Source organism: Marinobacter sp. EhC06 (assembly GCF_001650915.1).
Classification (GTDB): domain Bacteria; phylum Pseudomonadota; class Gammaproteobacteria; order Pseudomonadales; family Oleiphilaceae; genus Marinobacter.
In genome coordinates this window covers 117,156-128,876 of the sequence record NZ_LXYO01000002.1, presented here as the reverse complement: position 1 = coordinate 128,876, position 11,721 = coordinate 117,156, and the positions used below count along the sequence as shown (strand labels likewise).

Sequence of the window (11,721 nt, the reverse complement as noted above, 5' to 3'; positions counted from 1 at the left end):
TCTTTGGATGATCGTTTTCAAGGTAGATATTTCACTATAGGCGGCCCTATCATTCGGCTTAACCACACTGGCAAGCACTTCCAGACGCCGATCAAAAATCGAAATTTAGGGTTGTTGGGATTCAGGCCCGGAGGTTCTGCGCCCTCGAGCAGCGCATACTCCCAGTTCAGTTGGACTGGAATCGCGCCCCACTGCTGCTTGAAGCGGTAGGTTCCTGCATCCTTGCTGCAACGCCCGAAGTCAAATAACTGATAACCATTACTAACAGCATGTTTCAGGATCCTCCAATACATCATCATATTGATCCCGGTATGGTTGTACTCACGAAGCGTAGAGGCCCAGGGTATCTCCATACGCATACCGAATCCGGTAATAAACGCACAACCGACAGGCTGTCCACCAATGCGCACAACCACCAGCCAGGCATTGTCCGACAGATAATCCAGTAGTCCATTGAAGAATGCCTTCTCGTAGACCGGAGTCCCCAGATCGCGCATATTTCTTGCGAAAACCCGGTAAAATTCGTCAAGTAATTCGTGCTTCCCGATAAGAAAGTCGGGCTTCTCTTTTTCCCCACGACGAATCTGTGCACGGACTTTCGACTGAAAACTGTCCCACAAAATCTGTTCTTCTGCAGGCAAAGGCAACCAGAATGTCAGTTTGTCTTGCCGCTTTGTGCAGTCAAGCCCCGAGTCGTTTACGTGCCTTAACTCGATACTTTGCGAACCAATTGCATTCCGCCACCGAATACCTTCTTCCAGAAGCCTTCGAGCAACCTCAGGACTATCGGCCAGTATGCCTCCGTAATTATAGTACGGTGTGGACACGATGAGGTTCCCGAACAACCTGCTGTTCAATTGGACGATCGGGAACACGCCAATGACCTTATTGCTCTCATCCATGGCGACCAGATAACGGGCACTGTGGCCATATATGTGAACGATGAAATCCAGCGCCGATGGGGTGTGCCAGATACTTCCGGCTTCATGACGGGTAACGTACTGGTCGATCTCGGCTTTTCTGGACCAGTCAGAAAAATAGTCAAAAATTTCACAGGGTGCCGTCGCGTTGTCACGAATCGCTTCGGGAATGATATCAAGCGAGGGTTGCCAGCGTTTGGGTTGTTTTTCCGGAAGCCTGTTAAGGTTTTTTTTCAGGGATTTCTGAAGATCCTTTATTTCAGCGGAAACGGCCGATAGCTCCTCTATCAGTCGTGTAATGTCCTTTTCTTCCCGCCGCGACCGAGCAACCGCTTTACCCAATCGGGCCTTCTCTGCCTTTAGATCGTTGAGACGGCCTTTGATCTCGCCTTTACTGCCCGAGGTTAAAATGGTTTCCATCGTGGACACCTTTAGACCGCGACGGCTTCAGAGTCGATACCTACACCAGCGAGGACCTCTTCGACCGTTCCAAACCTGAAGTCGCGGAGCAGATTCTCCAGTCGGCCAAAGCACACATCCAGGTTGTTGTAATGACGGAACCGCGAGAACGCTTTTACCTTCAGGCGGGGTTGGTCGGTATCAATTTCCCAGGGGTGCAAATAGAAGATGAAAGGCTGCCCTGACCGATTGATTCGCCCAAGCCCCCAACGGCTCAACCAATAGGGGAAAAGACGAAAATATCCGCCTCCGGCAATGGGTAATCGGTAATTTCCCAATGGGCAGGTGGACAGAGGAAACTCGATCAGCGTGCCTCCATTCGGCGCACGCAGTCGGTAAGGCTCATGAGGCGTCCCTGGCATGCCATAGCGGTCATGATGCACGGGGAAAATCGAGGAATCCCAGGTGAAACCCTCCTCACACAGGATGTCGAGAGCCCAGCGGGATTGTGCCGTAATTGAATAACTGGCCGCCCGATAGCCGGTAATCGCTTCGCCAGTAATGTCCTCAAGGATACCCTTCGATTTGCGGGTTTCTTCTCGAAAAACTTCAGGACTCTGGTTATAGACAAGCTGATGACTGTATCCATGGCTGGCTATTTCATGTCCAGCATTCATTATTCTTCTGACAAGATTCGGGGAACGTTCAGCCACCCATCCGAGGGTAAAAAAGGTTGCTTTCACGTCTTTATCCGAGAACAACTGCAGGAGACGGTCTGTGTTGGCTTCAACACGATATTCCATTGAAGGCCAATCCTCAGGACTGACTGCTTCGGATAACGCGGCTACCTGGAAATAATCTTCAACATCGATCGTTAGGGCATTCCTGATCACTTCCGTGTACTCCACTGCCTTCAGAGGCGCTTGAAATATTCATTCTGGGGAGGCTTAACTATTTCACCGGAACCTGTAATTCACTCCTACACTCACCCAGTTCTCTTCAAAATCATTCGCAGGAAGATCGCTTTCGCGATTCTCATGACCAATTTGAGCTGTCAGATCGAGGTCACTCGTTGCTGAATAAGTGATTCCCGTCCTTAGCCTCAGCGCCACGTCATCCTGGGTATTGACTTCGAAGCGAGAATACTCGTAATTACCGGACAGCTGGACGCTCAGCAAAGGCCTCAAGGGCTGACTGTAGGCAATATTTAAACCTGCAACATCTTCGCGGTCATCGGTGCGGAGGTAATCCGCCCTGTTTGCGTATAAACGAACGCTCAAGTCAGCATTATTGCTGTAGCTTTTATTCAACCCGGTGCTTACAGCTGTTACTTCTACTTCAGTCGTTTCCCGCAAATTGAAGACGAAGTCCTGAAACCGGATATCAAAGTCAGATGTCTGATCAGTAAGTTCCCGGCTGGCCTCAAAAAAGAATGCCAAGGATGAGGTCACATCACGTTCAAGGAACAGGTCTCCTATCCACCCATCCGAGCTCTGCTCGAAACTGCCAAAACGGCTGGTAAGCTCACTATAACCGAGACTTCCACGAAATCGAGTGGCCGCCCACTCCTTGGACCAGTTGAACGAGGCCGAATCGGTATCAATCTCACCTCCTGTATCCAGTTCTGCCCTGTCTGCAGTAAAGCTTATTCCCCCCGAGAGGGTTGCATTAAACAGATGGTTCCAGCCTGCCGACCCGATGTATCTTTCGCTGTCTGTTTCTTCAGGTTCGCGAAACTCGGTATTTTCATAGTTTATCGAGAGATTGATCTGGTCCCGGTTGCTAATGGGAATAACGTAGCTGGGCCCTGTGCGGAAGACGTTTTTGAGAGTGCGGTTATCCGGAGTATCGGTTCCGCGCGAATCCTGTTGAACCTGCCTAAGATTATCGGACAACTGCCAGGTCAACCCTGGTCGTAGTTCACACAGCCCCCTGAATGCAAGGTCGGCATAGGTCTCAGGGTCATAGGTAGAATCTGCCCAGACCCCATAGCCAAGACTGCCACCCGTTTCTGACACGCACCTGCCCGGATCAGATTGGTGCTGAACAGATAACGTAACACGGGTTTCCGTATCGCTGAGTTCATTGTTCGCGCTCTGGGTGACGTTGTCACTGTATTTGGACTCTACGCCTCCCGATAAGGTTACAGGTTTGGCAAAAACATGCTGGGCACCAAGGCCAACACAAGCAAGCAAAGCGATGTGGCAAGCGTACTGAATCGTCCCGGATTTTCCTGGCCTATCCATTAATTACCGCTCCCACGAATTTATTCGAACTAAAGGCACTCGCAGCTTGCTCCAGTCCGGAACTGGTTATCTTGCCGTGAGGAACCACCAGCATCCCGTAATCACAAAGTTCAGTGAGTATTCTGGCATCAGGCGAGTCCGAGATAGGCGCTGTATCCAAAACTATAAAGCGATCTGGATAGCGCCGACGAACCGCCTGAAGGAATTGTTTCATTCGGAAAGACGTGAAAAATTCCGCAGGTGTCTCACGCCGGCTACCAGCCGGTATCAGTCGTAGACGTGGGATCCCCGTTGGGTAGAGAATCCGACCAATGTCGAAATCGGGGTCGTCCAGAAAATCGGTCAGGCCGTTCTCTGGCATGATATCCAGTGCTGAGTGTAAGGTCGGTTCCCGGAGATTACAGTCGATAACAAGCGCGGTTTTCGCATGGTCGAAGGCAAAGGCTGCAGCCAGATTCAGTGCAACGAACGATGAGCCAGCTGATTCGGACGCCCCGCTGACAACGAGAGTGAAGTTATTTCCGCCGGATATCTCAAGCAGTTTGGTTCTGAGATTACGGAATCTGTTCACAAGATCCCTGTTTGCCGATTCAGGATAGATTATCCGGCGCTCATCCAGATCCTCTTTGGTGAGCTTCCGAGGTTCCTGCATCCGGGCAATCTGTTTGCTCAGGACATACTTGTCGACGGCGCCAGGCCCCAATTCCAAAGAGCTCGGTACCAGCAGCCTGGAATCATTCCAGTCTGCTTGCTCCTCAACCTGTTTATCCTCTTGGGAGCGTTCCAGCTTTTTGTTAGCGTCAACATCTCTCATCAAATCACCCCAATGATGGTTGCGGCAGCGACAGCAATGTAGGCCGCAGCAACCAATGCCGACAGAATAAATACAGCAACGGTGATCCGCCTGTCACGACGCTTCTCATAGGGCGTCCGAACCACCGGTATCTGCTCAAGCACCGGGAAGTCAAACTCTTCCTCCACCTGACTACGCACTCTTATTCTGGGATCGACTTGAACCCATCCGATTGCCGCCCCGAACGGAGCCACAAGACCTATGAACAGGCCCGCCATGGCGAACATCTCAAACCTTGGCCCGTCCGGGGCGAGTGGGTATTGGGCTGTTTCGTTTATCCGGTAATTCAGGCCCTGACCTTCAATATCCAGGTGCATGGATACACGCGCTTTTTCTCGACGTTTCAGGAGGTCATCATAGATCTGTTTATTTACCTCCATGTCGCGGGTCAGCTCGGAGTACTGGGCCTTATTCGCCTGGATCCGCTCCATTCTTTCCTTCTGTTCTGAAATCAGCCTCTCAATGGAGCGAATGCGGGTTTGTATCGTCTCCATATCCGCTCGGGTAGTAACCAACTCGGATCGAACCTCTTGATAGACCGGATTGGCGACGCTCTCCCCCTGATTCTGATTCAATTCAGGAGTTGCCTCCGCCAGCGCCCTGTCACGCTGCTTGCGAAGCTCTGCCAGTTGCTCTCTCAGGATTACTATGTCCGGGTAAGAATCGTGGTATTGCAGTCGAAGGGCGTCAAGACGAGCCTCGAGCGTATTGATCCGCTCCTGAAAGGCATTTTCGGTTTTGCCTTGGCGAAGAGTGGGAGGCAGATTACTCAATTGTTGTTGGAGGGAATCAGCTCTAGTTTCAAGCTCTTCTCGCTCTAGCTGTGCCAGCTCAAGTTGACGCCGGAGGTCCGCCATCCTGTTATTGGCTTCGCCTTCTGTGCCATCTACGTTCCTGGAAAGAAAGTCCTTAAGGCGCCTCTCAACTTCTGCGAGCTGCTGCTCATAGCTCTTTACCTGTTTATCAATGAAGTCGTACGCAGCTCTGCTTTCAGAACGCTTGCGTTGATTATTCTCCTCGATAAACAGCTGCCCAAAACGCTGTGCCACCTTGAATGCGCGGATCTGCGATTCTGCCGTGTACTCAATACTGAAATAGGAGTCACCACGAGGCCTGACAATAAGATTGCTCCGCAAACCAGCGATTCGACCTTCAAGAACCTCCGGAGATGGCGACGCAGCACCTTCACCAAAGATGTCCGGGTCCGTCGCTATCTGTTCTATGACGCTGCGCGACCAGAGGAGCTCCTTGGCAGCTGATGCCCGCTCATTTATTTCTGTCGGTACCGCACTCCCTTCCATCAAAGGCCTGATAATGTTTTGGTCATCAACGAAGATTACCACGCTCGATTCGTATTTGTATGGCCACAGAAAACCAAGTGCCAGAACTGCCGCACTCACAATTGCAAATAGCAGGAAAGACAGCCATTTCCGCGACCGGACTTCACGCAGGGCCTCTCGTGGCAACTGACTTAAAGGAAGAGCCATTTCAAATACTCACTCAGGAATCGATGGTCTTTCAGGGATCTATTCAGAAACTGCGCTCAGGGACGCTGATAATGTCGCCCGGTCGCAGGGAATAGTTTGTTGTGATGTCCCCATCACTCAGAATGTCTCCGAGACGAACAGGAATGGCGACCACTTCTCCCTCATGAACTCTATAGAGGCGGGTATCATTTTCGGCAGCAAATGGTGTTAGACCGCCTGCACCCAGCACCATATCAAGAACGGTCATCCCTTCACGGTATGGGACAGAGGTTGGTTGCTGGACGGCGCCAGTCACCCTCACCCGATTAACAAACTCGTTACTCCCCATGGAAGTAACAACAATGCTCACCTGAGGTTCGCGAATATATTGTGCCAATTGCGTCTCGATGGAATCGGCTAACTGTTGTGGTGATCTACCACTAGCCTGAACATCTCCTACCAGAGGCACAGAGATCTTTCCGTCCGGCCGGACAGGAACAGCTATGCTAAGGTCCTCATTTCTCCAAACGGAAACCTGAACGACGTCGGTTGGCCCCAGGACGTATTCTTCATTCTCCTGTGTCACCGGCGCCTCCAGGGCCCGTTGAATTCGATCGGGGGAGGATGACGGTGTTGAGGAGCAACCACTCAACACGATCAAAGCCAGAACAGAGGCAAAACCATTCAGCAAAAACTTCGCGCCAGTCATATTCATTACTCTCTTTCTTCTCCGTGAATGGGAAAGCTGTAATCGACGAGAAAACTCTGACCCACAGCTACCTTGATCCTTTTTTGAACAATACCACCTCTACTGTCTGAATTATAACCAACAAATCCAGAAGTAAACTTTGGTTCTTGATGTAATAAAGGTCGTACCTGAGTTTCTCGCGAGTGTCCTCTTCATTGTCGGCGTACGCAAAGCAAAGCTGCGCCCACCCGGTCAGACCAGGCTTTACGCGATGTCGTTCATTGTAGAATGGAATCTTGCGGGTCAACTGCTCAACGAACACAGGACGTTCTGGTCTCGGCCCAACAAAAGCCATGCTGCCATTCAGGACGTTGAATAGCTGAGGCAGCTCATCAATTCTTACCTTTCGAATAAAATCTCCGACCCTGGTTACCCGGGAGTCGTTTTTCTTCGCCCATACTGCGCCATCTTTCTCAGCGTCGGTCTTCATTGAGCGGAACTTGTGGACCATGAAAGGTCTGCCGTTAAGTCCAACCCTTTCCTGACTATAAAACACCGGTGCTTTCCAGCCATCCTCAATCTTGATTGCGATAGCGGTCAACAACATCAATGGGCAGGTAGCAATAAAGAGCGCGCCGGCGGCAAGCAAGTCGAGAGAGCGCTTGCCTGCGCCAAATACAGAAGAAACATTGAAACCGTCCGAGAACACCAGCCAGCCTGGCGTAATCATTTCAAGGGCAACTTTGCGCGACTCACGCTCATAGAAACTCGCGCCGTCGACAATCTTGATGCCTTCCATTTTGCATTCCAGAAGGTCCTCCATCGGCAGACCCTTTCGACGGTCATCGACAGCGACCACAATCTCGGCTACCGGGCTGCGCAGCACATAATCGTGAAGCGTACCCGGAAAGTTCAGCAGGTATTGTTGATCGACTTCAATAGCGGCATCCGGCATGGGGACAAACCCGGCCAACACAAATCCCTTCCTGTTAAATGGCGTTCTCAGATCCTCCAGCAACTGTCGGGCACGAACGCCGGCGCCCAGCACCAACACTTTCCGTTTGAACGCATCCTTGCCGATGACCGCAAAAAATACCGAACGAGCAATACCAAGAAGAAAAACACCAAATACCGAAGAGGTCGTCAGAACACTGCTGTCTCCCAGGTACCAAAGCCATTCACTTGAGGTAAACCAGGCAAAACCACTCAGTGGAAGCGCAATAACAACGGCCATGATAGTCCGGAGCATCATGCCGGACATGCCCTCCTCAACCCGGGACTGATGAACACCCAAAGCGACCATCACGACAAGGTTGAATATTGCAAAAACGACACAGGAAGGAAGAATAAATTTCAGATTAGCGCCGAAAAGCTCAACATCTCCAAAAAACCGGAAAAAGATGGCAAGTGCACAAGCCAGGACCAGGACAGCGCAGTCGATCAGGCCAAGAATGACGAAGGGGAGATGAATGTAGTGTCTAAACAATCTGACGTGGGCCACGTCGACTCCTTTTGCTGCTCACAACCATAAAACTGCATCCTTTGCGTTCTATACAGCGATTTCAGAGCAACAGTGTACTTCAATTTGGGTTTACTTCAATCGAGGCGACGTAACCTTTTCGATGCATTCCGCTATTTGTAAACAAAACTGACAGGCCGTACTTCTCCGACCTGCCAGTTACGTTAACCTCTTCTTACGATTTCGCCTGCTTTCGCTTCCGCGACAGCGCGAGCCCGGTAATACCAAGGCCAAGAAGAGCCAGAGTTCCAGGCTCAGGGACCGTCACACGGCCAACGGTAACGTTGTCTATACCAATGCCATCACTGGTGTTGTTCATATTGAAAGAAAGCTTTTCAATAGAACCGCTTAGCGAAAAAAAGCTGAGGTAGTAGGTGTTTCCGGAGGATACGTTGCCATTCGTTCCAAGTATATTTTGAATTGATTCGGTGAAAACGTCGTCAATTCCGCTAACTTTGATATCCAGGGTGCCCCACTGATCATTAGGGTCAGTAAGGAAGAAGCCAATGGCAGTAACACCGTCTATTGGCTTGAAATCGAAAGCTTGATGATCGAGGCTATCCAGATACTGTTCGTTGTCAGTGTCACTTGGCATCGGGAAGCGGCCATAAAGGTCACCTTGCACAATCCCCAAACCTTCACCGCAAGAAAAACTCCCTTGATTACAGGATTGGCCATATTGATCCGGATTATTCTCAGAGGTAGAGAATTCGCCGACACCGGTATTGACTACCAGGCTTTGAAAGCCACTTGTAAGCCCCTCAAAACCTTCCGTTTGTCGGCTGGAGAGTTGGCCCCAAAAAAACTGCTCATCATCCTGGGTGGCGCCGGGGCCGCTAACGTAATGGACGATACTGGCTTGAGCGATGGACGAAAAAGCAAACGCTGATGCGACCGAGATGCCGGCCGCCAATCGAAGGAATGAAGACATCACCATGATACTGCTCCTTGGTACTTCCCTTTTTGATGTCTGCTCCTTGAAGCAAATTCGGGGCCGAAATTTTTAACTTATTACTTTCAATTAGTTAAACAAAAAATAAGCCAATGAGCTTAACGTTCTGTAAAAATTACTGACAGGCGGCCTCGCTTGTCCCTTGTCCAACCTCGCTAAATGGTAAAAAGTGAAACAAAATCCTGTACGGCAGTTGCTTCCAGCTCCTGCTGGTCCTTGCATATTGCGTTGATCTGATCACAGCGCTGAGCTGGAAACCGCGTGGCGAGGTTGTGGCGGAATTTATCTAACAGCAATGGCATTCCATCTTTTCTCCGCCGGCGATGGCCAATAGGATACTCAACGGCTACTTTGTCGGTGCTGCTGCCATCTCTGAAAAATACCTGGACCGCATTGGCTATTGAACGCTTGTCCTCCTCCAGGTATTCCCGGGTATAGCGCTCATCTTCAACGATCTCCATTTTATCCCGAAGGGTGTCGATGATCGGGTGAGCCTCGTGAAATGAATCCTCATAGTGTTCTGCAGTGAGAGTTCCGAAAATCAAAGGTACGGCTGTCATGTACTGCAAACAGTGATCCCGGTCCGCCGCGTTCGCCAACTTTCCAACCTTGGAGATGATCCGGATAGCCGATTCGTGAGTGGTAATAACAATCCTGTCGATATCATCAAGCCGGTCCTGTATCTCTGGATGAAGCGTTACAGCTGCCTCAGCAGCGGTCTGGGCATGGAATTCGGCCGGGAAGGAAATCTTGAAAAGGATGTTTTCCATTACATAGGAGCCAAAATTCTGGGGAATGGAGAACTCTCTTTTGCCCTCTGGCTTGAGCTTCTGATCTTTGTTGGTTTTGCTGAATAGTACGTCGTAGAAACCCCATTGCGGCGCTGTCAGCACTCCCGGTATTCCCATCTCCCCACGCATGGCTATATCGGCCAGCCTCACTGCTCTCGATGTGGCGTCGCCGGCGGCCCAGGATTTTCTGGAGCCTGCGTTGGGTGCGTGACGATAAGTCCTGAGTGATTGTCCATCTACCCATGCATGGGATAACGCAGAGAGTAGCTGCTGCCGGTTGGCGCCCATCATTTTCGCCGCAACTGCTGTAGAGGCGACTTTCACCAGCACTACATGATCCAGACCCACGCGATTGAACGAATTCTCAAGCGCCAGGACCCCCTGGATTTCGTGAGCCATGATCATGGCTTCCAGAACCGCTCTCATAGTCAGGGGGGCTTTGCCCTCGGCGACCCGTTTCTGCGAGAGATGGTCTGCCACGGCCAATATGGCACCGAGATTATCCGATGGGTGACCCCATTCTGCCGCCAGCCAGGTGTCGTTGTAGTCCAACCAGCGAACGATACAGCCGATATCCCAGGCGGCTTTCACCGGATCAAGCCGGAAAGACGTTCCGGGTACGCGCGCACCATGAGGAACCACCGTGCCCTCAACGATCGGGCCAAGATGTTTCGTGCAGTCCGGAAAACGCAGAGCCAGAAGACCGCACCCGAGAGTATCCATCAAGCAGTAGCGAGCGGTGTTCCAGGCTTCGTCGCTGTCAATGCGATAGCCTAGAACGTAGTCAGTTATTTTGCTCAGGACTTCGTCATAATCGGGGCGTTCGTTTATATCGAATTGCGCAGACATAAACCGTTTTCCTCTTCTGAAGTCAGCTTTATCAGCAAGACTAGTTGAATACCCAGCGGAATTCAGTGATCGCGGATCGGCTGATGTTGAAAAAATTTACACCTCAGTGTGTCATTTTTTAGACAGAAATCCATATGTCACTGTTTATAGTGATGAATTTATTATTGGCACGAGTCTGGCTATCGAAAAGAATAGAGCAAGCGACTGCGTTGCTCAGGCAAAGGCGGGTTCGGAAACCTGTAAAAACAATTTTCAAGGAGATCTTCATATGAAAATCAAGCAAACACTCGCAGCTCTGCTTCTGGCGTGCTGCACGGCATTTGCGCCATTCTCAGCGTCAGCAGCTCCGATTACGGAATTGGCTCTGGTGGTGGATGCATCTGGAAGTATCAGTAGCAGTAACTGGAACCTCCAGATGAGTGGTTACGCTAACGCAATCAACAATGTGGTGCCCACTGACGGAAGCGTTGGCATTTCGGTCATCCGGTTTGCAGAGACCGCAAGTGTCGTGCGGACCATGACGACGATTACCGACATTACCGCCAGGACAAATCTGGCAAACTTTTTCCTTGGTCTCAGCCAAAGCGGAAATGGTAACCTCACCTGTATTTCATGCGGGATAACCTCTGCTGAAGGCACGTTTAGCGGCTTAGCGCAACGTTCCATCATCGATGTTTCAACAGACGGTTTTAACAATGTGGGAACTGATCCTGCAGGATCTGCAGCCATAACCGGCACATCAGCGTGGGCCGTGGAAAATGGCAATGCCGATGTAGTCAACGCAATTGGCATCGGAACCGGCACTGCTCCCGACTTCGCTTATGGACCAGGATCGTTTTCGCTTCTGGCGAGTAACTTCAACGACTTCCAGGCTACCCTCGAAGAAAAGCTTCGTCGCGAGGTTCAAGTTCCAGAACCCGCCACACTGGGCCTTCTAGGTTTGGGACTCCTCGGCGTTGCAGGTATGCGTCGCAAGAAAGCCTGACAGAAAGACCTGCACGATTGAGCAAAAAGCAGAATGAAACGGCGGCCAAAAGG

10 protein-coding genes are annotated in these 11,721 nt (G+C 50.9%); 1 reads left to right on the top strand and 9 read right to left on the bottom strand.

From position 1 onward, the window contains the following. Window positions 1–17: 17 nt before the first annotated feature. The 9 genes from A8B84_RS03015 to prpD form a co-directional block, all read right to left on the bottom strand. Window positions 18–1,340 carry a FemAB family XrtA/PEP-CTERM system-associated protein gene (locus A8B84_RS03015; protein WP_064228352.1) on the bottom strand — a complete coding sequence of 441 codons (1,323 nt, stop codon included), beginning with the start codon at window positions 1,338–1,340 and terminating at the stop codon, window positions 18–20. 11 nt (window positions 1,341–1,351) lie between these two features. Further along, window positions 1,352–2,212: an XrtA system polysaccharide deacetylase gene (locus A8B84_RS03010; protein WP_082905054.1), complete on the bottom strand. Its 861-nt coding sequence runs from the start codon at window positions 2,210–2,212 to the stop codon at window positions 1,352–1,354. Between the two features lie 63 nt (window positions 2,213–2,275). Beyond that, entirely contained in the window at window positions 2,276–3,565 is a 1,290-nt protein-coding gene (locus tag A8B84_RS03005) for an outer membrane beta-barrel protein (protein WP_082905049.1), read from the bottom strand. Beyond that, window positions 3,558–4,379 (bottom strand): hypothetical protein, encoded by an 822-nt coding sequence (locus A8B84_RS03000; RefSeq protein WP_227512730.1) that lies wholly within the window; start codon window positions 4,377–4,379, stop codon window positions 3,558–3,560. The genes A8B84_RS03005 and A8B84_RS03000 overlap by 8 nt, the downstream gene beginning before the upstream one ends. Continuing rightward, on the bottom strand, window positions 4,379–5,905 hold the full coding sequence (locus A8B84_RS02995) for an XrtA system polysaccharide chain length determinant (protein ID WP_064228350.1): 1,527 nt from the start codon (window positions 5,903–5,905) through the stop codon (window positions 4,379–4,381). Before A8B84_RS02995 ends, A8B84_RS03000 begins: the two co-directional genes overlap by 1 nt. A gap of 43 nt (window positions 5,906–5,948) precedes the next feature. Further along, window positions 5,949–6,599 carry an XrtA/PEP-CTERM system exopolysaccharide export protein gene (locus A8B84_RS02990; RefSeq protein WP_227512729.1) on the bottom strand — a complete coding sequence of 217 codons (651 nt, stop codon included), beginning with the start codon at window positions 6,597–6,599 and terminating at the stop codon, window positions 5,949–5,951. A 61-nt stretch (window positions 6,600–6,660) separates the two neighbouring features. Further along, window positions 6,661–8,073: a TIGR03013 family XrtA/PEP-CTERM system glycosyltransferase gene (locus A8B84_RS02985; RefSeq protein WP_064228349.1), complete on the bottom strand. Its 1,413-nt coding sequence runs from the start codon at window positions 8,071–8,073 to the stop codon at window positions 6,661–6,663. 193 nt (window positions 8,074–8,266) lie between these two features. Next, window positions 8,267–9,028, bottom strand: coding sequence for a PEP-CTERM sorting domain-containing protein (locus tag A8B84_RS21750; protein ID WP_064228348.1), 762 nt, complete (start codon window positions 9,026–9,028; stop codon window positions 8,267–8,269). Between the two features lie 170 nt (window positions 9,029–9,198). Then, entirely contained in the window at window positions 9,199–10,683 is a 1,485-nt protein-coding gene (gene prpD / locus A8B84_RS02975) for a 2-methylcitrate dehydratase (RefSeq protein WP_064228347.1), read from the bottom strand. Between the two features lie 268 nt (window positions 10,684–10,951). On the opposite strand from prpD, the gene A8B84_RS02970 reads away from it, so the two are divergent. Then, window positions 10,952–11,668, top strand: a complete 717-nt coding sequence (locus A8B84_RS02970) for a DUF1194 domain-containing protein (protein WP_064228346.1) — start codon at window positions 10,952–10,954, stop codon at window positions 11,666–11,668. The last annotated feature ends 53 nt before the right edge of the window (window positions 11,669–11,721 follow it).